The sequence below is a fragment of the Streptomyces sp. NBC_00433 genome, assembly GCA_036015235.1.
Classification (GTDB): domain Bacteria; phylum Actinomycetota; class Actinomycetes; order Streptomycetales; family Streptomycetaceae; genus Actinacidiphila.
Window position 1 is genome coordinate 4,973,368 of sequence record CP107926.1, and the last position, 23,925, is coordinate 4,997,292.

Consider the following 23,925-nt stretch of genomic DNA (forward strand, 5'->3'; position numbering starts at 1 on the left):
GTCAGGCGGCATGTCGAACAACCCTGAGAACAACTACGATCCGGCCGGCAGCACCCAGATGTTCCGTGCCTTCGTGGACGAGCAGCCGGCCCCCGTCGAGGTGCAGCGGGCGCAGGCCCGACCCCGCACGGGGCTGATCATCGGACTGGTCGTCGCGGTGGTCGTCATTGTCGGAGTGGTCGCACTCGCCATGAAGTGAGGCGCCCGACCACTCCGTCCCGTCCTCACGCCTCCGCGGTCAGGCCCTCGCGCAACTGGGCCAGTGTGCGGGTCAGCAACCGGGAGACGTGCATCTGGGAGATGCCGACCTCCTCGCCGATCTGCGACTGCGTCATGTTCGCGAAGAAGCGCAGCATGATGATCTGGCGCTCGCGCGGCGGCAGCTGGGCGAGCAGCGGCTTGAGCGACTCGCGGTATTCGACGCCTTCGAGCGCGGCGTCCTCGTAGCCGAGGCGGTCGGCCAGTGTGCCCTCGCCGCCGTCGTCCTCGGGCGGCGGGGAGTCCAGCGAGCTGGCCGTGTAGGCGTTGCCGACCGCGAGGCCGTCGACGACGTCCTCCTCGGACACGCCCAGGCACAGGGCGAGTTCCGCCACGGTCGGCGAGCGGTCGAGCCGCTGGGACAGCTCGTCGCTGGCCTTGGTGAGGGCCAGCCGCAGCTCCTGGAGCCGCCGCGGCACCCGCACCGACCAGGAGGTGTCACGGAAGAACCGCTTCACCTCGCCGACGATGGTCGGCATCGCGAACGTGGGGAATTCCACCCCGCGCTCGCAGTCGAAGCGGTCGATCGCCTTGATCAGGCCGATCGTGCCGACCTGGACGATGTCCTCCATCGGCTCGTTGCGGCTGCGGAAGCGGGCCGCCGCGTAACGCACGAGCGGGAGGTTCAGCTCGATCAGCGTGTCGCGTACGTAGGTGCGTTCCGGGCTGTCCACCGGCACTTCCGCAAGGCGCAGGAAGAGCGAGCGGGACAGCGTACGGGTGTCGATGGCCTCGCCGTGAAGAGCATCGTGCGGTGCGTCGGTGGTACGGAGCACCTTGGGACTGCCCACCTGTACGGACATGCCACCCCCTTGAGGTCGCGGACGGGTGTCGCGAGCGACGTTGTTCCTCCACTGGAATACCGGAGGTGCGCTCGCGACAAACGCGGTATCCGCAGAATGTCACATGTCGGCAACACGCTGTAGCGCCAAGTCGACATATCTGTGCAGGTGGCTTAATCCCTTTCGGTTACGCTTCGAGCTGGTTTGCGGACCTCAGCCTGGCGAAGCTGCGGGACAGCAGCCGGGACACGTGCATCTGGGAAACTCCCAGCTCGGCGCTGATCTGGGACTGCGTCAGGTTGCCGAAGTAGCGCAGCAGCAGGATCCGGCGCTCCCGCTCGGGAAGCTGCACCAGAAGATGCCGGACCAGGTCGCGGTGCTCGACGCCGGACAGCGCCGGGTCCTCGTAGCCGAGCCGGTCGAGCAGCCCCGGGGCCCCGTCGCCCTCCTGTGCCGCCTCCAGCGAGGTCGCGTGGTAGGCACGGCCCGCCTCCAGGCAGGCCAGCACCTCGTCCTCCGACAGCTTCAGCCGCTCGGCGATCTCCGCGGTGGTGGGCGACCTGCCGTGCAGCACGGTCAGGTCCTCGATCGCGCCGCTGACCTGCACCCACAGCTCGTGCAGCCGGCGCGGTACGTGCACGGTCCTGACGTTGTCGCGGAAGTAACGTTTGATCTCGCCGACCACGGTCGGCATCGCGAAGGTCGGGAACTGCACCCCGCGCTCCGGGTCGAACCGGTCGATCGCGTTGATCAGCCCGATGGTGCCGACCTGGACCACGTCCTCCATCGGCTCGTTGCGGCTGCGGAAGCGGGCCGCGGCGTAGCGCACCAGCGGCAGGTTGACCTCGATCAGTGCCGCGCGGACCCTGGTGTGCTCGGGTGTGCCGGGATCCAGTGTGCGAATCTGTTCGAACAGCACCTGGGTGAGTGCCCGTGCGTCCGCCGCGTTGGTGCTCGGGGTACGCGTCCTGCCGCGGGGATAGGTCGTTGACGCCGTACGGGCCGGCACCGGCACATCACACCCCACACTGGTCGACTCATCCGGCAAAAGCGGTCATAGCATCACAATTCATGTGCGGGGTGCGCAAGCACCGCATATTGCCGTGTTGTACAACCGCAGTGCGCCCGAGCACGAAGAAGCCCCCCGCCGTACCCGGCGGGGGGCTTGCCGCGGAGATTCCGTGCGGCTCAGATCTCGTAGTCGGCGATCACCCAGGTGGCGAATTCCGCCCAGGGCGCCACCGCGGCCTGGTGCGCAGGGTGCTCGATGTAGCGCGTCAGCGCGTCGCCGTCGGCGACGGAGGAGTTGATCGCGAAGTCGTACGCGACGGGCCGGTCGCTCACGTTCCAGCCGGTCTCCCAGGACGCCACCTCCGGCACCTGCGCCCCCAACTCGGCGAACCCCCGGGCCCCCGCCACGACCCGCGGCTCGTCCCGCGAGACGCCCTCGTTGAGCTTGAACAGCACCAGATGCCGGATCATCCAAATACCTCGCTCGCTACGTGCTGGCTGTCGTGCTAGTTGGCAAGGTCGTGCATGAACTTGCCGATGCTCTTGGCCGCGTTCGATATCCCGACGAAGCCTACTTGCACAAGATCGGCTGCCCTGGCCGGCTGGTTGATGATCGTGTAGAGCACGAAGATCACCAGCACGTACGTGGCGACCTTCCTCGCCTGCGCCATGCTCCTTGCCCTCCCCAGCCGAAGCCCCGCACCAACGGTCACAAGTGTGCAATCAGCGAAGTCTATCCATCACTTGGCGCCACCAGACGCCCGCCCGGCCCTCTGATCCTATGAACGCCATCGGCGTCCGGGTGCGGGCGGGGTCTGCGCCGCCGTCAGGTGAGGACGCGCCCGAGGAAGCCGTGGATGTAGCCGCTGATGGCGTCCAGGTGGGTCTCCAGGGCGAAGTGCCCGGCGGGCAGCAGATGGACCTCCGCGTCCGGCAGGTCGCGGGAGAAGGCCCGTGCGCCGTCCGGCCCGAAGATCTCGTCCCGCTCGCCCCATACCGCGAGCAGCGGCACCTGGCTGGTGCGGAAGTATTCCTGCAGCTGCGGGTATCCGTCGATGTTCGTCGGATAGTCGCGGAAGAGCGCGAGCTGGACCTCGTCATTGCCGGGCCGCTCCAGCAGGAGCTGGTCGAGGGTCCAGGTGTCGGGGCTCACCAGGCTGGTGTCGCTGGCGCCGTTCTCGTACTGCCAGCGGGTCGTGCTGGGGCTGAACTTGGCCCGTGCGCCCGGCTCGGTGTCGCGGCTCGGCTCGGTGGCGTAGGCGAACAGGTCGTCCCAGAAGGGCTTGGCGAAGCCCTCCATGTAGGCGTTGCCGCTCTGCGAGATGATCGCGGTGACGTCGAAGGCCGGGTCGAGCGCCAGGCGCCAGCCGATCGGTGCCCCGTAGTCGTGCACGTAGATGGCGAAGCGCTGGACGTCCAGCTCCCGCAGGAGCCCGGCGGTGACGGCGGCGAGGCTGTCGAAGGTGTAGTCGAACGCGTCGACCTTGGGCATGGCGGAGTGGCCGTATCCGATGTGGTCGGGCGCGATCACGTGGTAATCGTCCGCCAGCGCGGGGACGAGATGGCGGAACATGTGCGAGCTGCTGGGGAATCCGTGCAGCAGCACCACGACGGGTGCGTCACTGGGCCCGGCCTCGCGGTAGAAGACTTCCTGGCCGTTCACGGTCGCTGTCTTGTGTCGCGTGGGTAGCACATCGACCTCCGCGCGCCCCTCGGGGCGCGAACGGCGCCAGATCCGCCTGTGCACAACCGAGTCGAGTCATCGGATGGAGCGGTCGCCGCGAAGGCTGGGGAGTCGTCTCTCCCTGGGCGGCACGGGGCCTCGCGACAAATGACGCCTGCTGCCACTCATTCCACGCTAGACCCGCCCCGCGGACACGGCAAAGGCGCACAGCCGCCGCGCCGCCGCTCCCACCGGGCCGCGCTCCTCCGCCGACGCAGAACGCCCGCCCACTCGACCGAGTGGGCGGGCGCTCTCGCAGTTCAGAGCGGTAGCGGTGGGATTTGAACCCACGGAGGAGTTGCCCCCTCACACGCTTTCGAGGCGTGCTCCTTAGGCCGCTCGGACACGCTACCGAGACAGATCCTAGCCCACCCGGAGGCGTGCTCCGAAATCCTTAAGGGCCTGCTGTCCGGAAGAAGTGGGTCAGCAGGGCGGACGCGGGGGCCGGGAGGACGCCGGCGATGACCTCGGGGCGGTGGTTGAGGCGGCGGTCGCGGATCAGGTCCCACAGGGACCCGGCCGCGCCTGCCTTGGTGTCGGTGGCCGCGTAGACGACCCGGTCGAGGCGGGACTGGACGATGGCACCGGCGCACATCGTGCAGGGTTCGAGGGTGACCACCAGGGTGCAGCCGGTCAGCCGCCACCGGCCGGTGGCCTCGGCGGCGCGGCGGATGGCCAGGATCTCGGCGTGTCCGGTCGGGTCGCCGGTGGCCTCGCGCTCGTTGCGGGCGCGGGCCAGCACGGTCGTACCGTCCGGGGACAGCACGACCGCGCCCACCGGGACGTCGCCGGTGAGCGGGGCCTGTTCCGCCTCCGCCAGGGCCAGCCGCATGGCGGCGGCCCACGGGTCGCGTACCGGGTCGGCCTGGTCGGCCGGATCCGCGGCATTCCCTGGCGGAGGCTCCGGTGGCGGTGGGTGTGCTGTCAGCGGACCGCCTCCAGTACGTCGGCACAGCCGAGCGCCTCGGCGATCTCGCCCAGCGCCTCCCCGGTGAGCGCGCCGTCGCCGCTGAGTGCCAGCAGCTCCTTGGTGCTCATGCCCAGGTCGACCAGCAGGTCGGTCTCCCCGAGCGGGCCGGTCGGCACATGGTCTTCCGAGAGGCCCGCCACGGCGTCCTCGGCATCGTCGGTTTCGCCGTCCTCGGTGCCGTCGAGGTCGACCAGGTCGTCGAGGTCCTCCGGGTCGCGGCCCAGCACCTCGTCCGTGAGCAGGATCTCTCCGTACGAGCTGCGGGCGGCGGCTGCCGCGTCGGACACGTAGATCCTGGGATCCTCTTCACCGTCCACCCGGATGACGCCGAACCAGGCGTCCTCCTGCTCGATGAAGACCAGAACCGTTTCCTCCTCGTCGCCGGCCGCGCGGGCCAGATCGCTCAGATCGGCGAGGGTTTCCACATTGTCGAGATCGGGTTCGCTCGCGTGCCAACCGTCCTCGGTGCGCGCGAGCAGTGCGGCGAAGTACACCGTGACTCTCCCACTGGTCTCAGGCCGTCCGGACCGGGAGGGGCCGCTTTCGACTTCTGTCGGCCCCACCCATCGGCATCGTGGCAGAAACCAGGCCTTTGCGAAGGGTCTTCGGCACTGCGACGTGCCAGGTCTTCGTCACTTCTGCGAGATTCGGCGATCTTGTACGGCCATTGTGGGGGTGCGGAGGTCACCCGGAGCCGGTGAAGCGGTCACGCTGCGCTCACGGGCGCACATCGGAGATCACGGACATTCACCAACGGAAGGTCCGCATCCGCATCTGCTGCCGCATCCGTGCGGCGCGTGCCTTGCGGGGCTGGACCCGCTCGCGCAGCTCCTTCGCCTCGTTGAGCTCCCTGAGGAACGAGGCGCGCTTGCGTCGGCGCTCCAGATCGCGGTCGTCGTCGTGGTCCGCCATCGGCGCCCACCATCCCTGGACTCGGTTCACCCGGGTGACGCACCGGGCGTACAGAGCCAGTTTCCCTCTTACGGGCGGTTTACCCCACCGGCCGCGCACGAGCCGCGGGTGAAGCGGGGCTGGCGGGGGCCCCCGGGGCGGCGGATACAGTCATCCGTATGCGTCTCCACGTTGTCGACCACCCGCTGGTCGCGCACAAGCTCACCACCCTGCGCGACGAGCGCACCGACTCCCCGACCTTCCGGCGGCTCGCCGACGAGCTGGTCACCCTGCTCGCCTACGAGGCAACCCGCGACGTCAGGACCGAGCAGGTCGACATCCGCACGCCTGTCGCGCCCACCACCGGGGTGCGGCTGTCGTATCCGCGGCCCCTGGTGGTGCCGATCCTGCGGGCCGGCCTCGGCATGCTCGACGGCATGGTCCGGCTGCTCCCCACGGCCGAGGTCGGCTTCCTCGGCATGGTCCGCGACGAGCAGACCCTGGAGGCGACGACATACGCCACCCGGATGCCCGACGACCTGTCCGGCCGGCAGGTCTACGTGGTCGACCCGATGCTGGCCACCGGCGGCACCCTGGTCGCCGCGATCAACCTGCTCATCGACCTGGGCGCCGACGACGTCACGGCCCTGTGCCTGCTCGCCGCCCCCGAGGGTGTCGAGCTGATGGAGCGGGAGCTGGCGGGCAAGCCGGTGACCGTGGTCACCGCGGCGGTCGACGACCACCTCAATGACCGCGGCTTCATCGTCCCGGGCCTCGGCGACGCGGGCGACCGCCTCTACGGCACGGTCGGCTAGGACCTCGCGGTGATGCCCGGGAGGGCATCCCCGTCAGTGGCGGACTGCCGCCGCTGACGGGGTCGGGGCGGCGCAGGCGGGCTTGGGCGCGGGCGGGTTGGCGGCCACGATGCGGGCCTTGGTCGCGTCCGCCGGGCTCGCCAGCGCGGTGAAGCCCGCGCCGATCATCAGATCGACACTCTTGTCCTTACGCGTCGGATCGATTTTCACCGACGATCCCGCCACCTGGGTGCCGGCCTCCCGGGCGGCGGCCTCCGCGGCGGGGCCCGCCACGATCAGCGCCGTCTGGGTGACCTTCTTGTCGTAAGGCGCCGGCGCATTGCCGAACTTGTTCACCTTGAAGCCGCGTTTGGCCAGCACGTCGGCGGTGGACTTGGCCAGGCCGCCCCTCGGTGTGGCGTTGTACACATTTATCGTCACGCCGGCGGGCTGCGGCAGCGCCATCGGCTTCAGCGCGGGCACAGGCGTCGCGGTGCAGGGGCGGCTCTGCGGGGCGGCATTCGCCTTGGTGTCGCCATCGTCACCCCTGAAGGCGTGAAAGAGCTGCAGCGCGCCCCAGCCGAACAGGCCCAGCACGACGACCGAGGCGACGAGCGCGGCCACCACACGGCCGCGCTTTCTGGGTCGCCGCATCCGCGGATACGTGTCCCCGGTGACTCGGTACTTCCCGCCCATCCCAGAGGGCGTCAGCATGCTCATGAGCGCAGCGTAAGCGGATTGTCAGTCCATCTCCAGGACCCGGGCGTGGAGCACTTGACGCTGCTGCAGCGCGGCGCGTACCGCCCGGTGCAGGCCGTCTTCCAGATAGAGATCACCCTGCCATTTGACGACATGTGCGAAGAGGTCGCCATAGAAGGTGGAGTCCTCGGCGAGCAGCGTCTCCAGGTCGAGCTGTCCCTTGGTGGTCACCAACTGGTCCAGCCGCACGGGTCGGGGGGCGACGTCCGCCCACTCACGCGTACTCACCCGGCCGTGGTCCGGGTACGGCCGAGTGCTTCCGATGCGCTTGAAGATCACACGGAAAGCCTACCGGTCCGGCTTGCGCGGGCGCAGCAGTGGCGGCGCGGTACGAGGGCGGCAAACGCCGCATATCCGGATGGGACGGGAGCATGTCATGTCGGAAGGTCGACATGACGGGGTGTTCGCCGCCCGGCGGCTCAGGCGCCGGCCGCGTAGAGGAGGGCCCGGGTGGCGGGGTGATCGGGAGTGGAGGGGGGCCAGACGAGGCGGAGGCGGAGGGTGGGGAGCGGGAGCGGCAGGGCGACCAGTGTGCCGGCGGCGAGGTCGGGGGTCACCGCGAAGGCCGGCAGCAGGGCCATTCCCACGCCCTGCCTGGCCCAGGCCCGCATGACGGCGACACTGCCGGCCTGGACGCGCTCGACCGCCGGCCCGAAGAGCCGGGCCGCGGCGAGCGCGAAGGAGCAGGACGACGCCGTGTTGACCAGCAGCCGCTGCCCGTCGAAGTCCGCCGGGGCCAGGCCGCGGGCCCCGGCGTGCGGATGGGCGGGGGAGCCGACCAGCACCAGCGGGACCGGGTCGAGGTCGAGGAAGTCCAGCGGGCCGGCGGCGGGCACCGGAAAGCCCAGGGTGCCCAGGGCCTCCCCGGTGTCGAGCACCAGCGCCGCGTCCAGCTCCCCGGCGACCACCGCGGAGAGCAGCGCGTCGCGCGACGGCTCGGAGCGCACCTCCACCCGCAGCCCGGGGCGCCGGGCGGCGAGCCTGGCCAGGATCGCCGGGACCAGTTCGGCGGCGATCGACTCCAGCGCGCCGAGCCGCACACTCGTCACCTCCCTCGCCGCGGCGTCCGCGGCGACCACCTCGCGGCGGGCCTGCTCGGCCTGGTCGAGCAGCCGGCCGGCCCAGGCCAGCAGCCGCTCACCCGCGGCGGTGGCGCGCATGCCGCGCGGGTCGCGGACGAAGAGCTGGACGCCCAGGGACCGCTCCAGGGCGCGTACGGCCTGCGACACCGAGGAAGGCGCCAGGCCGAGCGCGACGGCCGCGTCCGTGACGCTGCCCTCGCGTACGACGGCCTCGAAGGTCCGCAGCTGACGCAGTTCCATCGCGCACTTCCCTTTCCCGTGCGGTCGGCTTCCGGTGCGTTCGGCGCGGCCGAATGCCGTGTGCGGCCGCGCCGGTGGAGGCGGTGTGCGGCCCGGCCGCACCCTGGCAGGCGTTCGAGACCGCAACGACTGGAATGGTGATGCCTGGCATGTCCCCCGACCGGAAACCGTACGCGCTGATCGGTATCGCCCTCGGCTACTTCATGGTGCTCCTCGACATGACCGTGCTGTCGGTCGCGGAGCCCGACCTGTCGCGCTCGCTGGGCGGCTCGGTGGCCGGCCTGCAATGGGCGGTGACCGGCTACACGGTCGCCTTCGGCGCGCTCCTGCTGTCCGCGGGGGCCGCCGCCGACCGCTTCGGCGCGCACCGGCTCTACCGCGGCGGCGTGGCCGTCTTCGGCGCCGGGTCACTGCTGTGCGCCGCGGCCCCCGGGCTGTGGACGCTGGTCGCGCTGCGCGGCGTGCTCGGCGCCGCCGCGGCGGCCTGCGTGCCCAGCTCGATGGCGCTGATCACCCGGCTCTACCCGGAGCCCGCCAGGCGGGCCCGTGCGGTCGCGGTATGGGCCGCGGTCAGCGGTGCGGCGCTCGCCGCCGGGCCGATCGCGGGCGGCCTGCTCGTCGGACTCGCCGGCTGGCGGGCCGTCTTCCTCGTCAACGTGCCGTTCGCCGCGCTCACCCTCGCCCTGGTGGCGGGAGACGCCGTACGCTGCCCCGCCGCGCCCGACCGGCGCATCGACCGTACGGGGCAGGCACTCGCCTGCGCCGCCCTCGCCCTGGGCACGGACGCGCTGATCGCGCTGGGCGGGCGGCACTGGGCGCACACCGGGTGGTCCCTCGGCGCGGCAATTGCCGCGGGCGGGCTCTTCGCGGCACGCGAGCGCCGCAGCACCTCGCCCGTGCTGGCCAGGGCGGTGCTGCGGGCGCCCGGCATGGCCGCGATGCTGCTGGCGGGGGCGGCGGTCGGCTTCGCCCTCACCGGCGCGCTGTTCGTCCTCCCGCTGCTGCTCCAGCAGCGCCTCGGCTACAGCGCGGTCGGCACCGGCCTGGCTTTCCTGCCCATGACGCTGCCGACCGCCTTCAACCCGCTGCTCACCGGCCGCCTCGTCGCCCGCGCAGGCCCGCGCGGCCCGGTCCTGGCCGGGCTGTGCCTGCTCACCGCGGGTGCCGCGGGCATGGGCGCCACCGTCTGGGCCGGGGCACCCTACGCCTTCCTCGCGGCCGGGCTGGCCGCGGCCGGCTTCGGCGTCTCCTTCGCCCTCCCCGCGCTCACCACCGCGGTCATCACCCTCGCGCCCGAGGGCGCGGCCGGGGCCGCGGGCGGCCTCTTCAACGCGGTGCGCCAGCTCGGGGCCACGATGGGGGTCGCGGTCCTCGGCGCCTTCACCACGGTCGCCCCGCACCCTGGCGCGTCCCGCGCCGACCACGGCGTCGGCGCCGCGCTCCTCCTGGCCGCCGCGGTCTGCGCCGCCGCAGCCATCGCCTCGCCGGCCGGCCACCACTCCCCCCGTCCGACCCCGTCCGGCCCTCTGGCGCCGGCCCGCCAGCGCCTCCCCTGAACATCCCGGCGGTCCTGCCCCCGTCCACGGTGCCGCTGCGTGGGTGGCTGGTCGCGCAGTTCCCCGCGCCCCTCGGGGGTTGCCCCTCGCGGTGGGCGGTCACCTTTCCCACCGCCGTGGTTGCGCGCGCAGTTCCCCGCGCCCCTGGGGTGGCAGCCCCGTCCTGTTGCGTTCACAGTGGCGGCGCCGCTGTGGCTGGGCGCGCAGTTCCCCGCGCCCCTGAAAAACGCGTGCCCTCTGCGGCAGAAGGGTGAGCCCTCCCAGGAACAAACGCTGTCCGGCGGAGGACGCGGGCCAAAAGGGGCGCGGGGAACTGCGCGCCCAGCCACGAGGGCAGCCGCAGGCAAGCACCGCGCCGCAAGGGGCACCCACCCAGGGGCGCGGGGAACGGCGCGCCCAGCCACGAGGGCGGGAAAGGTGACGGCCCACCGCGAGGGGCACCCACCGAGGGGCGCGGGGAACTGCGCGCGCAACCACGACGGCGGGAAAGGTGACCGCCCACCGCGAGGGGCACCCACCCAGGGGCGCGGGGAACGGCGCGACAAGCCCCCACGCAGCCGCACCGTGGAGTCGTATCAAAAGCCCCCCGCAGGGCGTGGTGTCGCCGATCCCCCGCGCGGCGCGCATCGTGGACGTAGGTGAGGGACGGCCGGAACGGGCAGGAAGGGACGGGGATGTGGGACGACCTTCCGGCGGACGCCGGTGCTTGGGCGTGGCGGGGGCTGCTGGACGGCACCACGGCCGGAGTGGCGGTGCTGGACACCGACCTGCGCTTTGTGTATGTCAACCCGGCACTGGCGGCCATGAACGGGCTGGACGCGGCCGCGCACATCGGGCGGACGATCGCCGAGATCGTCCCCGGGGTGGACGCAGGGGTCGAGACCTTGCGCCAGGTCCTCCGGGACGGCCGCACCCGCGAGATCGAGTCGAGCGGGCAGACCCGCGCGCGGTCGAGGCACCCGCTGCGGGTGTGGCGCGGCAGTTACCACCGGCTGGAGGACGCGCAGGGCCGGGTGCGGGGGCTGGGCGCGGTGCTTTTCGAGGTGAGCGCGGAGCGCGAGGTGCAGGCGGAGCTGGAGCGGACCAGGGAGCGGCTGCAGCTGCTGGACGCGGCGGCTGTGCGCATCGGCCGCACGCTGGAGATGGACCGCACCTGCCAGGAGCTGTGCGACCTGCTGGTCGAGGTGATCGCGGACGTGGCGACCGTGGAGGTGCTGGCGATGAGCGGCGCGGAGGGCCGCCGCCCGCCGCCGGGCGGGATGCTGCGGCTGCGCCGGGCGGCGATGGCGGCGGTGCCGTGGCTGGGCGAGTCGGTGCAGCAGTTCGGGGTGCCGGGCGAGCACGTGGACTACCAGCCGGGCTCGGCGATCCCGCACTGCCTGGCGACGGGCCGCCCGATGGCGTACAACGTGCCCTCGGACGCCGACCTGCGCAGGTCGGCGCCCAATCCGGAGCGGGTGGACGCCTACCGTGCGGCGGGCATCCATTCGGGGCTGGTGGTGCCGCTGGCGGCGCGCGGGGAGCAGCTGGGCACGGTCTCGCTGATCAGGGCGGGTTCGTCGCCCGCTTTCAGCAACGAGGACATGGCGGTGGCGCACGCGCTCGCCGACCGGGCGGCGATCAGCATGGACAATGCCCGCCGCTACAGCCGCGAGCACGGTATCGCCGTGGAATTGCAGCGGGCGCTGCTGGCCGCGCCCGGCGTCCCGCACCCGCAGATCGATGTCGCCACCCGCTATCTGCCGGCCGGGGCGACGGATCTGGTGGGCGGCGACTGGTTCGACACCCTGGCGCTGCCGTCGGGGATCACGCTGCTGGCGATGGGCGACGTGATGGGGCACGGCGTGCAGGCGGCGGTGGAGATGAGCCACTACCGCTCGATGCTGCGGGTCGTCGCGGGCGAGGGCGATCCGCCGGACCGGATCCTGCGCCGGATGGATGCGCTGCTGGCCGCGGCGGGCACGGAGCGGCCTGCGACGTGCCTGCTGGCGCTGGCCGACCCGGTGCGCGGCGGCTGCTGGTTCGCGAACGCCGGCCATCTGCCGCCCGCGGTGGTCTCCCCTGACGGCCGTGTGCGGCTGCTTGACGTCCCGCCGGGCCCGCCGCTCGGTGCGGATCTGGGAGGGCGCTACAAGGCCGTCCACGTACGCTGGCGGGCCGGCGACACGCTGCTGCTGTACACCGACGGCCTGGTGGAGCGCCGCAACGAGGACATCGACGTGTCGCTGGCCAGGCTGGCCGGGATGGAGCTGCCGCACGCGGCGGGTCCGCTGGACGCGCTGCTGGCCCGTATCGTGCACCGGCTGGCGCCGTCCGTGGTGGAGGACGACGTGGCGCTGCTCGCCGCCCGCGCCCGGCCGCCTTCCGCGGGCCGCTTGTAGCCTGGAGGTGGCGCGTCGTGTGCCGGGGCGCCCCGTGCGGGAGCGGGAGGAGTGCGGCATGACCGAACGCAAGCCGCCCGGTGTCTCCTTCGAGACCTGGGCCGACAAGCAGATCCGCGACGCCGAGCGCCGCGGGGACTTCGCGGCGCTGCCGGGTGCGGGCAAACCGCTGCCGTCGCTGGACGCGCCCTATGACGAGCTGTGGTGGATCCGCGGCAAGATGCAGCGCGAGGGCCTGTCCGCGCTGCCGCCGTCACTGGTGCTGCGCAAGGAGGCTGAGGACGCGATGGAGGCCGTCGCGCGGGCGGCCACCGAGGCGCAGGTGCGGCGGATCGTCGGGGAGATCAACGACAAGCTGCGGGAGGCGCTGCGCCGGCCGCCCGAGGGGCCGCCGCTGGGCCGCGGGCTCTTCGACGTCGAGCAGGTCGTCGCCGACTGGCGGGCCGCGAGGGAGCCGGCCGAGGCCGCGCGGGAGCCCTCACCGCCGCCGGGCCCGTCGGTGGGCGGGGCTGCCGCGCGGGGCGGCCGGGGCCGGCTGTTCCGCAGGCGCCGTTCTGCCTGATATGCAAGGCGGATGCGCTTCGAAGCCGTTCCCATGCCGGAGTCCGTCGGTGCCAGGCCGCGTGACGTACGCGGCTATCCCGTCCCCGCGATCACGCCGTGGGAAGAGGACCGGCCGCAGTTCGCGCTGACCGACTACGAGCGCAGTGCGAAGTGCGCCCGGGAGCGGCTGTGCTCGGTGTGCAATGTGCTGATGCCGCGCGGCCCGGTGTGGCGGGTGGTGGGCGGTCCGGAGAGCGCGGCGATAGGCGAGGCGCTGGCTGCCGGGCGCCCGTACCGCAACATGGCGGCGACCCTCGAAGGACCGGGGCATCGGGCGTGCATGCTCTACGCCTCGATGGTGTGCCCGTATCTGGCCAGGCCCAACGCCCGCCGCGGCACCAGCGCGACCACCCCGGACGACATGACGGCTCATGTGGTCCGGGGTGCGGTGCGCGGTTCGATGGGGGCGGTGGTCGGCTTCGCGGACTACGAGTTCGCGGTGACGCCCTCGCAGGTGCTCTTCCGCTTCGTGGACGTGGTGGAATTCCTGCCGCACGATGCCGCCGACGCTCATCTGGACGAGCTGCGGGCGGAGTTGGCCAAGGGCCGCTGACCGGTGGCGGATCAGCTGCGGTAGGCGGGCAGGCCCACGTAACCGGACACCTTGACCGGGGCCTTGGAGCCGTCGGCGGGCAGGGTCACGATGCCGCCGGGGGTGCGGGCGGCGATGGTCCTGCCGTCGGGGGAGAAGGTCGGCTCGGTGTAGTCGGTGGTGGCGTTCGGCGTGAGGTCCTTGAAGGTCGGGCCGTTCGCGCCGGGGGTCTCCCGGAAGAGGTGGTCGTGGCCGCCCACGGAGCGGACGAAGACGATGCCGTCGTCTTCCGAGGGCGCGGCCGCGGGCTCGGAGCCCTTGGTCATGGCGTAGCCCTGCTGCCGCAGGTAGTCGTCGCGGATGTAGACCTTCCCGTCGGCGCTGTTGGAGTAGACGGAGCCGCCGTACGTGCCGCCGCCGCTGGGCCACACATTGCCGGTCTGCGGCAGCTCCTGGGCGTCCGCGCCGGACTCGTGGCCCAGGCGCAGCACGGTGGGCGTGGCATTGTGCCCGGTGGCCGGGACGCCGTAGAGCTTGGACACGCCGTCCTTGCGGCCGGCGAAGAGCAGGTTGTCCAGCTTCGGCAGCCCGGTGGCGGTGCTCGCCTTCCGCACCTGCCAGGTCGGGTGGGACCAGTTCTGGCCGCCCGGGTTCTTCGCGACGACCGTACGTCCGCTGCCGTCGGGGTTGCTGACGACCAGGTCGCCGTCGCCGTCCACGAAGGCCGCCTTGCTGCCGTCGGGGGACCAGGCCAGGTCGCGCACGGCGGTGCCGAAGTCGACCCGGGTGCCGTTCATCACCACGAAGCGGGTGCCGTCGCTGATCGTCAGGCCGTTGTGGGCGGTGCCGTTGACCGGCGGCTGCGCCTTGGGCGCGGTGTTGGCGGCCGGCTTGGCGGAGGCCGCGGCATTGGCGGCCGGCTTGGCGGAAGCCGCGGTGCCGCCCGTGCCGGCGGACTTTCCGCTCGCGGTGCTCGTCGCCGTCACCGACGGGTTGGCGCCGTCGGCGCCGGTGGCGTCCTCGGGGCCGCAGCCCGTCAGTACGAGGCCGAGGCCGGCGGTGATGCCCGCGGTGAGGGCGATGGCGATGGCGGTACTGCGGCGCTTGGCGCGAGCGGACATGGTGGTTCCCCCCAAGGAATTCACGTCGGTTGGTGCAGCGGCTCTTTCGTTCGGCCCCTGCGATGAGGTAAATCCTGCCGGGCCAACGTCCATCTCCTGTCCGCCGGTTGTCACGCGCGTGCAACAGGGGGAAGGCCTTGTGTAACCACCCCTTTCCGGCGCTCTCCGCGCATGGCGGAGCCCCGCGGGCCGACGCCGCGATGTGCCGCGGACAGGCGCACTACGCTGGCCGTCCCGACGATCGGATCCGAGCAGCAGGAGACGCCCGACCATGCAGGCGCAGCACAGGCCAGGCCTCATACACCACCAGTGGCCGGTCGTCGGCGCGGTGGCGGTCGGCGGCGCCGCCGGGGCGTGCGCCCGCTACGGCGCGGTCCTGCTGTGGCCGCAGACGCCCGGCACATTCCCATGGACGACTTTCTGGGTGAACATCTCCGGTTGCGCGGTCATCGGCGTCTTCATGGTGGTGATCACCGAGGTGCTGACGCCGCACCGCCTGGTGCGGCCGTTCTTCGGCACCGGGGTGCTCGGCGGTTACACCACCTTCTCCACCTACGCCGTCGAGATCCGCCGCCTGGCCGACGCCCACCAGGCCGCCACCGCCTTCGGCTACGCCGCCGCGACGCTCGTGGCGGCGCTCACCGCGGTGTGGAGTGCGGCGTGGGCGACCCGCCTCCTCCTGGCCAGGAGGGCACGATGAGACACGACCAGCGAGGTCACGAGGGGACAGGTGACGACCATGGCGACCGGTGAACCGGACGGCGGGGGCGCAGGGACGCGGCGGCTCTCGGGCGCCGCGCTGCGGCTGACGGTACTGCTCGGCGAGAGCGCCCGGTGGCACCACAAGCCGGTCTACACCGAGATCGTGCACCGGGCGCAGCGCGCGGGCCTGGCCGGCGCCAGCGTCTTCCACGGCATCGAGGGCTTCGGCTCGTCGTCGCTGATCCACACCGCCCGGCTGCTCTCGCTCAGCGAGGACCTGCCGGTCGCCGTGGTCGTCGTGGACACCGAGGAGCGCGTCCGCGCCTTCCTGCCCGAGCTGGACGAACTCGTCGACTCCGGCCTCGTGCTGCTGGACGCCTGCGAGGTCGTCAGGCACACCGCGCGCACCGGCGGCGCCGCCTCGTGAACTGGCTGCTGGTCATCGCGGGCGCGGTCGTCGGGGCGCCGATGAGGTACCTGACCGACCGGGCGGTCCAGTCCCGGCACGACTCGCTCTTCCCCTGGGGCACCTTCACCGTCAACGTCGTCGGCTGCCTGGTCCTCGGCGTCCTGACCGGCGCCGCCGTCGAGGGCGCCGCGTCCTCGCACCTGCAACTGCTCGTCGGCACCGGGCTGTGCGGCGCGCTGACGACGTATTCGACCTTCTCGTACGAGACGCTGCGGCTCGCGGAGAGCGGCGCGAAGGCGTACGCGGCCGGGAATGCCCTGCTCAGCCTGGCGGCCGGGCTCGGTGCCGCCTTCGGCGGGGTGACGCTGGGCACCACCGTGTGGGGGTGAGCCGGCGTGCCCTGGCGGGCGGTGACTCGTTGCACGGACCATGAACGCACGCCGATTCCTCAGCAAGGCGGCGGCAGGCTCGGTCCTGCTCGTCGCCGCCACGTCCGCGACGGCGGCCCAGGCCGCCGACCTCGGCAGCGCCCTCGGCACGACGGCGGTGACCGCCAAGGCGGCGGGCCGGCAGGCCACCACGGCGACGCGGGGAGTGCTCACGCAGTCCGGTGTCGGCCGGAAGGTGACCGCCGTCAAGAAGGCCGTCCAGGCCGGCTCGGACGCCGTCAGCGCCGGCAACGAGCTGGTGAACCCGTAGGCCACCGGCGTCGCGTGTCCCCGCGCGCGGCCGGCCGCGTGGGGACGGTGTCCGCGGTGGCCGTCAGGACCTGACCGAGCCCACCGGCACCAGGCAGTGCGCGGCCGTGCCCAGGACGGCCTCGTCCGCCGCGAAGGCCTGGAGGGCGGCCTCGGTGACCGCCCTTCCCGGTACGGCCTCGGGCCAGGGCCTGCTGGCGAGGATGACGTAGACCGTCCCGCGGTCGCGCGCGGCCGTGACCCACTGCTCGGGGACGGGGCAGGCTACATGCAGATACGGCATCGTCAGGACCGCCTTGCCGCCCTCGACCAGCACCTTCACCGGGGACTTCGGCACCCGGGCGACATCGAGAACGGCCCCGCCGACCGGCAGCCCCGCCTCCTTCGCGACCGTCAGAGCGGCTTCCTCCGAACCCTCGCGGCCCGCCACGCCGTCGCCGAGGGTGTAGGCCATCAGGAACGCCGTGTCGCGGTCGTCGTCCTGGTTCCCGCCCGCCCACGGGATCACCACGAGGGTGCCGAGGCGGCTCATCAGCGACGTGCCTGACGTGGCATTGGTCTGGGTCATGCGCCGGACCCTAACCGCAGGAAGCGGCGGGCCGCCGCATATGTCACTCCATCGGAGGAACCCGATATCGAATCACTTGTTCAGCTCAACCTGCGTGACTATTCATGATCCCCCACGTTGCACACTGCGTCAAAGCCGCAGCGTTTTGCGGCTGCTTTTTCGTACCAGGGAGATGCTTGATGTCGCGTATCGCAAAGGCTGCGGCTGTCACCGCCGCCGCGGGTGCCGTTCTGGCCGCAGGCGCCGGAATGGCCGCTGCCGACTCCGGTGCCCAGGGCGCTGCGGTCGGTTCCCCGGGTGTGCTGTCCGGCAACCTGGCCCAGGTCCCGGTGCACGTCCCGGTCGACGTCTGCGGCGACTCCGTGAACGTGATCGGCCTGCTGAACCCGGTGTTCGGCAGCCAGTGCGCGTGAACAGCTCGGAGACGCACCTGCACGACGACGGCGGCCAGTGGTAATTCCGCGTCAGTACGGCCTCCCGTCACCCTGTGTACGGGAGGCCGTTTCGCGTGCCCTCAGCCCTCTTCGTACGTGTAGAACTGCCGGTGGTCGAAGACTGCCGACGGCTTCACACCGAAGGGCGGCATCGGTTCGTCCCCGCTGACCACCCGGCCGTGCTCGGGGTCGTCCGCGGCCAGCGGCGCGGCCGGCAGGTACGGCGAGGCCGGGTGCAGGCGCTGCCAGCGCACCCAGATCAGGTCGATGAAGGAGTGGTGCAGCCAGAAGACCGGATCGTTCGGCGAGGCGGCGCCGACCATGTGGCCGCCGACCCACTGGTGCACGCGGTTGTGCAGGTAGCCGCCGAGGGTCTCGCTGACCGTCCAGCCCTCGATGCTGTTGCGGAAGCCCTGCGTGTCCGGCGCGGAATTCCACGGAGCCGTGTCGTACGTCGCGATCGACAGCGCGCCGTTCAGCTCCGCCTGGGTGGGCAGCGCGATCGGGCGGTCGGGCCGGCCCATGTTGCGGGTCAGGTATTTCTCGTCGGTGACGCCGAAGGTGATCGGCCAGTCGCCCGTCCCGTACGCGAACGGCCCGGTCGTCACCTGCCCGTCGCTGTCCCGCCCGTCGCCGCCCATGAAGTCCGCCGCCCACAGCGCGGACGTCGCCTCGTCGTCGACGGTCCAGTCCCAGTACGGGATGGTGATCTCGGCGTCGATCGTCCGCAGTTCGCGCTCGAACAGCAGCAGGAACTGCCGGTGCCAGGGGAAGAACGTCGGCGCCATGTGCGCCATCCGCAGCCCGCTCTCGCCGTCGGCCGCGAAGTACTCGGCGTGCAGCCGCACGTACTTGTCGTAGCCGCCGGAGCGCTTGAGCTCGACGACCGCCTCGACGAAGCGGGTGCGCTGGCTGCTGGTCAGATTCCGCTGGTTCATACGGGTGTACACCGGTGACGGCCCCGATCAGTGGTGGTGCTCGGTGGTCATGGACAGCTCGGCGCGCCCGATGACGTCGACCGCGCCCCTGGCGGTGGCCAACGGCGTCAGATAGGGCTGGTAGTGGTTGGCCGCGCTGATCCAGCTGCCGTCGACCCGCCGCATGACCTGCAGCGGCATCCCGTCGACCTTGATGGCCACACCGTCCTCGCCGGGGTCGGGGAAGCCCTGGATGCGGCGGCCCCGGTAGACCTCGTCGAAGACCGCGGGCAGCGCCCCAGGCGCGAGCGGCGCCCGCGGTGCGCCGCCGGGCCCCGTGCCGGCGCCGGGGACGCCGTCGGCCGGCTGCTGATGCGACGTCAGCATCGGCCGCAGCGCCGCCGCGGTCCCCGACACCGCGGCGGCGGTCGCGACGCCGGTGATCACCCGTCTGCGGGTCACGGATGAGCGCGGAGATTTCCCGCGGCTTTTCTCCGTGGCATCGGATTCGCCCATGGCCGACTCCTCTCGTCCGTTTGTGACCGTTCGACTGCCGGGCCATCATGCAGCCGTAGGGGTGGGCAACTGCGGATTATCGGTGAGCGGCGACCGGAAATTCATCCGCCCGAGTGATTCCCGCATCGGCTTCCTGCCGGTATGGATCGGCGGTATTGACGATACGTCGGAGGACGGCCCCGGTCCGTATTCCTTCATACGTACGGAGCTTGACGACGCGTATGGCCCATGTCCGGGCGCACATTGATTCCTCCTACGTTATGACTGGCGGTGAGGAGGCACGCTCACCCCAGCCGTGCCTGTGAGGGCGTGCGTCCCCGGCGCCCGCGCCCGACGAGCAAGGAGTGACCATGGCCAACGGACGCCACTGGATGGCGGGCACGGGTGTCGGAGTCGCCACCGCCGCACTGCTGATGACCGGCACGGCGCCCGCCGCACTCGGCTCCGCCTTCACCGGCACGTCTCCCGGCCCGGCGCGGCTGAACGCCCCGTATGTGGGCGCCTTCACCGACTCCGGCGGCGAGGGCGTCCAGAACCTCGCCGACCTGGAGGACTGGCTCGGCGGCACACCGGTGCGGGTCGGCCACACCTACCTGCCCGGCGACACCTGGGACGCCGTCGAGGGCGACCAGGACCTGCTGCAGCCGTGGGCGGACTGGCGGCGGGCCGACCCGAGCAGGCTCTTCGTGCTCAATGTGCCGATGCAGGAGCGCAACGAGGACCACCTCGGCGACCACGAGGTCCGCTCGCTGATCCGGCAGGGTGCCGAGGGCGACTTCGACGAGCACTTCACCCGGCTGGCGCGGCACCTGGTGGAGCTGGGTGTGCCCGACACCGTGATCGTGCTCGGCTGGGAGATGAACGGCACCACGTACGCGCACCGCTGCGGCCCCGACCCGGAGGACTGGAAGACCTACTGGAACCGCATCGTCACCGCGATGCGGGCAGTGCCCGGCCAGAACTTCCGCTTCGACTTCGCGCCCAGCCGCGGCACCGACGACATCCCGTGGACCGAGTGCTACCCCGGCGACGACACCGTCGACATCATCGGCATGGACTCCTACGACCAGCCGCCCGGCGAGTCCTTCGACGAGCAGGTCACCCAGCCCTACGGGCTCCAGGCGCAGGTCGACTTCGCCTCCCTGCACGGCAAGGAGGTCTCCTACCCCGAGTGGGGCCTGTTCAGGAACGGCGACGACCCGGTCTACGTCAAGCACATGTTGCGCTGGATGAGCGACCACAAGGCGCTCTACCAGACCGTCACCGACTACTGCCCGCACGGGGTGTGGCGGTGCAGGGAGAACCCGAAGTCCTCGAAGGTCTTCCGTGCGATGCTCTCCGCCGCCGACACCCGGCCGGAACCGCTGCCGTCCGCGACGCCCACGGCGACCCCGAAGCCCATTGCCACGCCTTCCGTGACGCCGAAACCCTCCGTGACGCCGAAACCCTCCGTGACGCCGAAACCCTCCGTGCGGCCGACCATGGCTGTGACGCCGAAGCCCTCCGTGACGCCCACGCCTTCCGTGACGCCGAGACCGGTCCCCGCCGTGCCGACGCCCGCGCCGACCGCGACCGGCACCCCCGCGGTGCCGCCAGGGGCCGCGCCCGTACCGAAGCCGTCGCGCATCGTCGAGGGGTGCCTGCCCCTTGAGCTGAGCGACGAGATGAAGAAGAAGTACGAGAGCGGCGAGGTCTGCTTCCACCTCACCAAGAAGGTGCCCAAGGCGAAGGGGGCCCCGAAGAAGACCGCGTGAGGCACCGGCCGCCGCGTCACACCCGCCGTGCCCGCAGGTCGTTCAGGCGGGCCCGCCAGGCCCGGAGCGCGGGCAGCCGGGACGCGGCGGCGCGGGCCAGCCGGGTGCGGGCGGCGGCCAGCGCGTGGCGGGCGTGGAGGACCGGCGCGAGCGGGCGGTTGGCGAGCAGCAGCCGCTCGTTGGCCAGGTGCTCGGGCCGCCAGTGGAATTTGTGCGGCTCCGCGCCCCGCAGCAGCGTCAGCACCGGCCGCCCGGCGCCTGCCGTGTGGCGTACGCCGTGCCGCATCAGCAGCGTCGTCACGTCGACCTTGGTACGGCGCAGGTCGGGGTGGGCGCCGTAGAGATAGCCGCCGGCCAGGGCGGGCGACAGCACGGTCAGGTTCGCCGCGACCACCGTGCCGCCGACGCTGAACTCGGTGACCACCGCCTCGCCCGCCGCCACCATCGCGGACGCCGCCCGCGCCAGGTGCTCGGCGAACCGCGGCCGCACGTGTTCCGGGGTCACCCCGCGGCCCTGCCACTGCATATGGTGCAGCCGCAGCATCGTGGCGACCGCGTCCCGCACCTCGTGCGCGGCGACATCGCGCTCCGCCACCCCCGCCGCGTCCAGCTTGCGCAGATCGGACCTGATGCGCTGGCCGCGCGAACTGCCGACCCGTGCGATGAGCCCGTCCATGGGCAGCCCCGGCAGTTCCAGGCACACGGAGTCGGCCGCTCGGCGCTTGGGCCCGCGCCACGCCTCGTACAGCGCCAGGGCCGCGCCGCCCGGCCGGACCTCGCGCAGATCGACCACCGCCCCCCGCGCGGCCCGCCGCAGCCCGGCGGCGAGGGCGGCGGTCACCTGCGCGTCGGGCGGGCCGTCCTGCGGGGCCGGGGCGTCGGCCGCGACCAGGAAGTCGGCGTAGTCCGTGATCCCGCCGCCGAGCGGCAGCAGCACCGGCAGCGGCCGGTACGTGCGCAGCAGCGGCGCGGCGCCCACCAGGACGCCCTGACGGCGCACCAGCACCACCCGGAGGCGGTCGCGGCGGGTGGCGTAGGACAGCCACCAGGAATGCAGCCAGGCGTGGCTCTGGAAGGGCGTCGCCCGCGGGCAGCGCCGGTGCAGGGCGGTCCACTCGCCGCCGAGCGCGGCGAATTCCCGCGGGTCGCGGCAGATGGCGACGGCAAGTCCGCCCGCGGGGGCGGGCGTCACACGCTCTCCCGCGCCGCGCGGGCGTGCGCCGGTGCCGGTACGGCCGCCGCGCCGTCCGCGTCCTCGCGCCGCGGGGCCGGGCGTACCAGCAGCGCCAGCGCGCCCAGCAGCCCGCCCGCGCTCGCGCCCACGGCCGCGGAGAGTGTCGCCGACGGCGAGGCGGGCGAGGCGGGAGCGGAGGCGGGCGAGAAGACCAGCAGGCGCACACCCGTACTCGGCGCGCTGCGGTTGCCGGTCGAGGTCAGGGCCCGCGCCACGGCGTTGGAGTAACGCGCCGCGGCCGCGCCGCTCGACGCCGTCCCGGTCACCGAGATCATCGGCGCGTCCGGGGACACCTGCGCCTGTACGTGCCCGCGCAGGCTGTCGGCGGGCGCACCGGCGGCGGCCTGCGCCCCCGCGAGCACGGCGGAGCCGGTCACCACCCGGCCGTATGCCTGGGCGAAGCCGAGTGCCGTCGGCGAGTCGGCGTGGTCGGGTACGACCATCACATAGCTGGTCGCGGCATATTGCGGCGCCGCGGCCAGCCCGTAGCCGAGACCGCCGAGCAGGCCGACGCCGATGCCCAGTGGGAGCGGAAGCCAGCGGGGTGCCTTCATGGGCGTGCTCATTTCTTCCTGGCGGACGCGAGGGCCGAGGCGTACAGGGCCAGGACGCGGTCCGCGGTGTGGGCGATGTGGTAGTGCTCGGCGGCCGCCGGCACCGCGAGCCGCACCGGGCCGGCCCGGCGCTGCCGGCCGATCGCCGCGGCCAATTGCCCCGGGTCGCCGCTGATCCGGCTCGCGCCGGGCGCGTCGTGAGGCGGCAGGTCCTCGATCGCCGGGCAGGCCGCGTAGAGCACCGGCAGCCCGGCCGCCAGCGCCTCCACCACGGCCAGCCCGAAGGCCTCCTCGGGGCTCGGCGACACGAAGAGGTCCGCCGCGGCCAGCACGCCGGGCACATCGGGCCCGCCGTCCTCTGAGCTGACCACCATGACGCGGTCCGCGGCCCCGAGGCCCGCGGCCAGCCGCAGCAGACTGCCGCGCTCCGGGCCCGTTCCCGCGATCAGCAGGAAGGTGGCGGGGTTCGCGGCGGCCGCGCGGACCAGCAGGTCGAAGCGCTTGGCCGGCACGAGGCGGCCGACGCCGGCCACGGCGTAGTCCGCGCGCGACAGGCCGAGCCGTCCGCGCACCGCCGCGCGCAGGGCGGGGTCGTGGCGGAAGCGTGCCGGTTCGATGCCGTTGGGCACCAGGCGGATCCTGTCGTCCGCGACGCCCCAGCCGCGCAGCCGCTGCGCGACGGTCGCGGACACCGCGGCGGTGCCCGCGCCCATCCGCTCCGTCACGCGGTAGAGCGCCCGGGTGCCCGCGCTCAGCGGCCGCCCCTCGATCTGCGAGTCCCCGAGCGAATGCTCGGTCGCCACCGCCCGCACCCCTGCCAAGCGGGCGGCGACCCTGCCATATACGCAGGCGCGGTAGAGATGCGTGTGCACCAGGTCGAATCCCCCCGCCCTGATCACCCGCACCAGCCGCGGCACCGCCCCCAGATCCCGGTTCCCCCGCATCCCCAGGTGCGTGACCCCCGTCCCGTCCGCCCTGATCCCCTCAGCGACGACCCCGGGATTCGTCAACGTCACGACATGGCACTCCGCCTTCTCCACCGGCAAATACCGCAACAACAACCGCAACTGCTGCTCGGCCCCCCCGACCCCGAGCCCCGTGATGACATGCAAGACCTTCACACCCCCTCCCCCTTACCGCGCCCAGCGGCGAAGGCGCGCCCGCACCTGACGGCCCGTCGTGGCCGGCCGCGCAGTTCCCCGTGCCCGTGAGGCGGCCGTGGTGCGTCCGTACCTGACGGCCTGTTGTGGCTGGTCGCGCAGTTCCCCGCGCCCCTGGAAGGCACCCTCTTCCGCAGGGCACCCCTGAAGGGCCGCGAGGAGCGCCACGCGCAACCGGCCCCCAGGGGTGCGGGAAACTGCGCGCCCGGCCGCAGCGAACCGTCGTGTGCATGCGGTGGGCGACCACTTTCAGGGGTGCGGGGAACTGCGCGGTCA

At 72.6% G+C, this 23,925-nt stretch carries 30 protein-coding genes and 1 tRNA gene; 12 read left to right on the forward strand and 19 right to left on the reverse strand.

The features are described 5' to 3' along the window. The first annotated feature begins 10 nt into the window (after positions 1-10). On the forward strand, positions 11-199 hold the full coding sequence (locus OG900_21275) for a hypothetical protein (GenBank protein WUH92388.1): 189 nt from the start codon (positions 11-13) through the stop codon (positions 197-199). A 25-nt stretch (positions 200-224) separates the two neighbouring features. Here the strand turns inward: OG900_21275 and OG900_21280 are convergent, their stop codons facing one another. The 9 genes from OG900_21280 to OG900_21320 form a co-directional block, all read right to left on the reverse strand. Further along, entirely contained in the window at positions 225-1,061 is an 837-nt protein-coding gene (locus tag OG900_21280; GenBank protein ID WUH92389.1) for an RNA polymerase sigma factor SigF, read from the reverse strand. Between the two features lie 166 nt (positions 1,062-1,227). Next, entirely contained in the window at positions 1,228-2,055 is an 828-nt protein-coding gene (locus tag OG900_21285) for an RNA polymerase sigma factor SigF (protein ID WUH92390.1), read from the reverse strand. Between the two features lie 173 nt (positions 2,056-2,228). Beyond that, positions 2,229-2,522: a Dabb family protein gene (locus OG900_21290; protein WUH92391.1), complete on the reverse strand. Its 294-nt coding sequence runs from the start codon at positions 2,520-2,522 to the stop codon at positions 2,229-2,231. Positions 2,523-2,557: 35 nt separating this feature from the next. After that, a complete protein-coding gene (locus OG900_21295; protein WUH92392.1) occupies positions 2,558-2,722 on the reverse strand; it encodes a hypothetical protein in 165 nt (54 codons plus the stop codon). A 155-nt stretch (positions 2,723-2,877) separates the two neighbouring features. After that, positions 2,878-3,744, reverse strand: a complete 867-nt coding sequence (locus OG900_21300) for an alpha/beta hydrolase (GenBank protein ID WUH92393.1) — start codon at positions 3,742-3,744, stop codon at positions 2,878-2,880. Between the two features lie 296 nt (positions 3,745-4,040). Beyond that, positions 4,041-4,127: transfer RNA gene (locus OG900_21305), tRNA-Ser, on the reverse strand. 41 nt (positions 4,128-4,168) lie between these two features. Then, complete coding sequence (locus OG900_21310) at positions 4,169-4,606, reverse strand: nucleoside deaminase (GenBank protein ID WUH92394.1); 438 nt, start codon at positions 4,604-4,606, stop codon at positions 4,169-4,171. 92 nt (positions 4,607-4,698) lie between these two features. Beyond that, positions 4,699-5,238, reverse strand: a complete 540-nt coding sequence (locus tag OG900_21315; GenBank protein WUH92395.1) for a hypothetical protein — start codon at positions 5,236-5,238, stop codon at positions 4,699-4,701. 253 nt (positions 5,239-5,491) lie between these two features. Then, complete coding sequence (locus OG900_21320) at positions 5,492-5,656, reverse strand: hypothetical protein (protein ID WUH92396.1); 165 nt, start codon at positions 5,654-5,656, stop codon at positions 5,492-5,494. A 158-nt stretch (positions 5,657-5,814) separates the two neighbouring features. Between OG900_21320 and upp the strand changes: the two genes are divergently transcribed. Continuing rightward, positions 5,815-6,450 carry a uracil phosphoribosyltransferase gene (gene upp / locus OG900_21325; GenBank protein ID WUH92397.1) on the forward strand — a complete coding sequence of 212 codons (636 nt, stop codon included), beginning with the start codon at positions 5,815-5,817 and terminating at the stop codon, positions 6,448-6,450. Positions 6,451-6,483: 33 nt separating this feature from the next. On the opposite strand, the gene OG900_21330 is transcribed toward upp, so the two are convergent. The 3 genes from OG900_21330 to OG900_21340 form a co-directional block, all read right to left on the reverse strand. Then, complete coding sequence (locus OG900_21330) at positions 6,484-7,149, reverse strand: LytR C-terminal domain-containing protein (GenBank protein ID WUH92398.1); 666 nt, start codon at positions 7,147-7,149, stop codon at positions 6,484-6,486. A 21-nt stretch (positions 7,150-7,170) separates the two neighbouring features. Further along, positions 7,171-7,467, reverse strand: coding sequence for a type II toxin-antitoxin system VapB family antitoxin (locus tag OG900_21335; GenBank protein WUH92399.1), 297 nt, complete (start codon positions 7,465-7,467; stop codon positions 7,171-7,173). Positions 7,468-7,607: 140 nt separating this feature from the next. Next, positions 7,608-8,510, reverse strand: a complete 903-nt coding sequence (locus OG900_21340) for a LysR family transcriptional regulator (protein ID WUH92400.1) — start codon at positions 8,508-8,510, stop codon at positions 7,608-7,610. A gap of 149 nt (positions 8,511-8,659) precedes the next feature. On the opposite strand from OG900_21340, the gene OG900_21345 reads away from it, so the two are divergent. The 4 genes from OG900_21345 (at position 8,660) to OG900_21360 (ending at position 13,603) form a co-directional block, all read left to right on the forward strand. Continuing rightward, on the forward strand, positions 8,660-10,066 hold the full coding sequence (locus OG900_21345; protein ID WUH92401.1) for an MFS transporter: 1,407 nt from the start codon (positions 8,660-8,662) through the stop codon (positions 10,064-10,066). Between the two features lie 674 nt (positions 10,067-10,740). Then, entirely contained in the window at positions 10,741-12,447 is a 1,707-nt protein-coding gene (locus OG900_21350) for a SpoIIE family protein phosphatase (protein ID WUH92402.1), read from the forward strand. A 58-nt stretch (positions 12,448-12,505) separates the two neighbouring features. Beyond that, positions 12,506-13,009, forward strand: coding sequence for a DUF1992 domain-containing protein (locus OG900_21355; GenBank protein WUH92403.1), 504 nt, complete (start codon positions 12,506-12,508; stop codon positions 13,007-13,009). Between the two features lie 12 nt (positions 13,010-13,021). Next, positions 13,022-13,603, forward strand: a complete 582-nt coding sequence (locus OG900_21360; protein ID WUH92404.1) for a hypothetical protein — start codon at positions 13,022-13,024, stop codon at positions 13,601-13,603. An 11-nt stretch (positions 13,604-13,614) separates the two neighbouring features. Here OG900_21360 and OG900_21365 read toward each other — a convergent pair whose 3' ends face one another. Continuing rightward, entirely contained in the window at positions 13,615-14,703 is a 1,089-nt protein-coding gene (locus OG900_21365) for a hypothetical protein (protein ID WUH92405.1), read from the reverse strand. A 271-nt stretch (positions 14,704-14,974) separates the two neighbouring features. On the opposite strand from OG900_21365, the gene crcB (OG900_21370) reads away from it, so the two are divergent. Genes crcB (OG900_21370) through OG900_21385 form a run of 4 tightly spaced genes read left to right on the forward strand, consistent with a single transcriptional unit; the run spans position 14,975 to position 16,513 of the window. Then, positions 14,975-15,403 carry a fluoride efflux transporter CrcB gene (gene crcB / locus OG900_21370; GenBank protein WUH92406.1) on the forward strand — a complete coding sequence of 143 codons (429 nt, stop codon included), beginning with the start codon at positions 14,975-14,977 and terminating at the stop codon, positions 15,401-15,403. A 39-nt stretch (positions 15,404-15,442) separates the two neighbouring features. Continuing rightward, positions 15,443-15,832 carry a DUF190 domain-containing protein gene (locus OG900_21375; protein ID WUH92407.1) on the forward strand — a complete coding sequence of 130 codons (390 nt, stop codon included), beginning with the start codon at positions 15,443-15,445 and terminating at the stop codon, positions 15,830-15,832. Beyond that, positions 15,829-16,203 (forward strand): fluoride efflux transporter CrcB, encoded by a 375-nt coding sequence (gene crcB, locus OG900_21380; GenBank protein ID WUH92408.1) that lies wholly within the window; start codon positions 15,829-15,831, stop codon positions 16,201-16,203. Before OG900_21375 ends, crcB (OG900_21380) begins: the two co-directional genes overlap by 4 nt. A 40-nt stretch (positions 16,204-16,243) precedes the next feature. Next, positions 16,244-16,513, forward strand: a complete 270-nt coding sequence (locus OG900_21385; protein ID WUH92409.1) for a hypothetical protein — start codon at positions 16,244-16,246, stop codon at positions 16,511-16,513. Positions 16,514-16,576: 63 nt separating this feature from the next. Here the strand turns inward: OG900_21385 and OG900_21390 are convergent, their stop codons facing one another. Continuing rightward, complete coding sequence (locus tag OG900_21390; GenBank protein WUH92410.1) at positions 16,577-17,080, reverse strand: DUF5949 family protein; 504 nt, start codon at positions 17,078-17,080, stop codon at positions 16,577-16,579. A gap of 179 nt (positions 17,081-17,259) precedes the next feature. Between OG900_21390 and OG900_21395 the strand changes: the two genes are divergently transcribed. Continuing rightward, on the forward strand, positions 17,260-17,493 hold the full coding sequence (locus OG900_21395) for a chaplin (protein ID WUH92411.1): 234 nt from the start codon (positions 17,260-17,262) through the stop codon (positions 17,491-17,493). A gap of 101 nt (positions 17,494-17,594) precedes the next feature. Here the strand turns inward: OG900_21395 and OG900_21400 are convergent, their stop codons facing one another. Both OG900_21400 and OG900_21405 read right to left on the reverse strand, forming a co-directional pair. After that, a complete protein-coding gene (locus OG900_21400) occupies positions 17,595-18,464 on the reverse strand; it encodes a tyrosinase family protein (protein WUH92412.1) in 870 nt (289 codons plus the stop codon). Between the two features lie 15 nt (positions 18,465-18,479). Beyond that, the gene (locus tag OG900_21405; protein WUH92413.1) at positions 18,480-18,947 is read right to left on the reverse strand and encodes a tyrosinase cofactor; all 468 of its coding nucleotides are present in this window, start codon (positions 18,945-18,947) and stop codon (positions 18,480-18,482) included. Between the two features lie 350 nt (positions 18,948-19,297). On the opposite strand from OG900_21405, the gene OG900_21410 reads away from it, so the two are divergent. Continuing rightward, a complete protein-coding gene (locus tag OG900_21410; GenBank protein WUH92414.1) occupies positions 19,298-20,701 on the forward strand; it encodes a glycosyl hydrolase in 1,404 nt (467 codons plus the stop codon). A gap of 16 nt (positions 20,702-20,717) precedes the next feature. On the opposite strand, the gene OG900_21415 is transcribed toward OG900_21410, so the two are convergent. Genes OG900_21415 through OG900_21425 form a run of 3 tightly spaced genes read right to left on the reverse strand, consistent with a single transcriptional unit; the run spans position 20,718 to position 23,610 of the window. Then, on the reverse strand, positions 20,718-21,893 hold the full coding sequence (locus OG900_21415) for a GNAT family N-acetyltransferase (GenBank protein WUH92415.1): 1,176 nt from the start codon (positions 21,891-21,893) through the stop codon (positions 20,718-20,720). Continuing rightward, positions 21,890-22,489, reverse strand: coding sequence for a lipopolysaccharide biosynthesis protein (locus OG900_21420; GenBank protein WUH92416.1), 600 nt, complete (start codon positions 22,487-22,489; stop codon positions 21,890-21,892). Before OG900_21420 ends, OG900_21415 begins: the two co-directional genes overlap by 4 nt. A gap of 8 nt (positions 22,490-22,497) precedes the next feature. Next, positions 22,498-23,610, reverse strand: coding sequence for a glycosyltransferase (locus OG900_21425; protein ID WUH92417.1), 1,113 nt, complete (start codon positions 23,608-23,610; stop codon positions 22,498-22,500). Between the last annotated feature and the right edge of the window lie 315 nt (positions 23,611-23,925).

What these genes read in the sequence shown, in the direction of transcription:
- OG900_21355 (WUH92403.1), top strand. Translation starts at nt 12,506, where the DNA reads ATGACCGAACGCAAGCCGCCCGGTGTCTCCTTCGAGACCTGGGCCGAC.
- OG900_21280 (WUH92389.1), bottom strand. Translation starts at nt 1,061, where the DNA reads ATGTCCGTACAGGTGGGCAGTCCCAAGGTGCTCCGTACCACCGACGCA.
- OG900_21350 (WUH92402.1), top strand. Translation starts at nt 10,741, where the DNA reads ATGTGGGACGACCTTCCGGCGGACGCCGGTGCTTGGGCGTGGCGGGGG.
- OG900_21395 (WUH92411.1), top strand. Translation starts at nt 17,260, where the DNA reads ATGTCGCGTATCGCAAAGGCTGCGGCTGTCACCGCCGCCGCGGGTGCC.
- OG900_21295 (WUH92392.1), bottom strand. Translation starts at nt 2,722, where the DNA reads ATGGCGCAGGCGAGGAAGGTCGCCACGTACGTGCTGGTGATCTTCGTG.
- crcB (WUH92406.1), top strand. Translation starts at nt 14,975, where the DNA reads ATGCAGGCGCAGCACAGGCCAGGCCTCATACACCACCAGTGGCCGGTC.
- OG900_21290 (WUH92391.1), bottom strand. Translation starts at nt 2,522, where the DNA reads ATGATCCGGCATCTGGTGCTGTTCAAGCTCAACGAGGGCGTCTCGCGG.
- OG900_21365 (WUH92405.1), bottom strand. Translation starts at nt 14,703, where the DNA reads ATGTCCGCTCGCGCCAAGCGCCGCAGTACCGCCATCGCCATCGCCCTC.
- OG900_21275 (WUH92388.1), top strand. Translation starts at nt 11, where the DNA reads ATGTCGAACAACCCTGAGAACAACTACGATCCGGCCGGCAGCACCCAG.
- OG900_21340 (WUH92400.1), bottom strand. Translation starts at nt 8,510, where the DNA reads ATGGAACTGCGTCAGCTGCGGACCTTCGAGGCCGTCGTACGCGAGGGC.
- upp (WUH92397.1), top strand. Translation starts at nt 5,815, where the DNA reads ATGCGTCTCCACGTTGTCGACCACCCGCTGGTCGCGCACAAGCTCACC.
- OG900_21375 (WUH92407.1), top strand. Translation starts at nt 15,443, where the DNA reads ATGGCGACCGGTGAACCGGACGGCGGGGGCGCAGGGACGCGGCGGCTC.
- OG900_21360 (WUH92404.1), top strand. Translation starts at nt 13,022, where the DNA reads ATGCGCTTCGAAGCCGTTCCCATGCCGGAGTCCGTCGGTGCCAGGCCG.
- OG900_21330 (WUH92398.1), bottom strand. Translation starts at nt 7,149, where the DNA reads ATGAGCATGCTGACGCCCTCTGGGATGGGCGGGAAGTACCGAGTCACC.
- OG900_21420 (WUH92416.1), bottom strand. Translation starts at nt 22,489, where the DNA reads ATGAAGGCACCCCGCTGGCTTCCGCTCCCACTGGGCATCGGCGTCGGC.
- OG900_21405 (WUH92413.1), bottom strand. Translation starts at nt 18,947, where the DNA reads ATGGGCGAATCCGATGCCACGGAGAAAAGCCGCGGGAAATCTCCGCGC.
- OG900_21390 (WUH92410.1), bottom strand. Translation starts at nt 17,080, where the DNA reads ATGACCCAGACCAATGCCACGTCAGGCACGTCGCTGATGAGCCGCCTC.
- OG900_21410 (WUH92414.1), top strand. Translation starts at nt 19,298, where the DNA reads ATGGCCAACGGACGCCACTGGATGGCGGGCACGGGTGTCGGAGTCGCC.
- OG900_21310 (WUH92394.1), bottom strand. Translation starts at nt 4,606, where the DNA reads ATGCGGCTGGCCCTGGCGGAGGCGGAACAGGCCCCGCTCACCGGCGAC.
- OG900_21385 (WUH92409.1), top strand. Translation starts at nt 16,244, where the DNA reads ATGAACGCACGCCGATTCCTCAGCAAGGCGGCGGCAGGCTCGGTCCTG.
- OG900_21320 (WUH92396.1), bottom strand. Translation starts at nt 5,656, where the DNA reads ATGGCGGACCACGACGACGACCGCGATCTGGAGCGCCGACGCAAGCGC.
- OG900_21345 (WUH92401.1), top strand. Translation starts at nt 8,660, where the DNA reads ATGTCCCCCGACCGGAAACCGTACGCGCTGATCGGTATCGCCCTCGGC.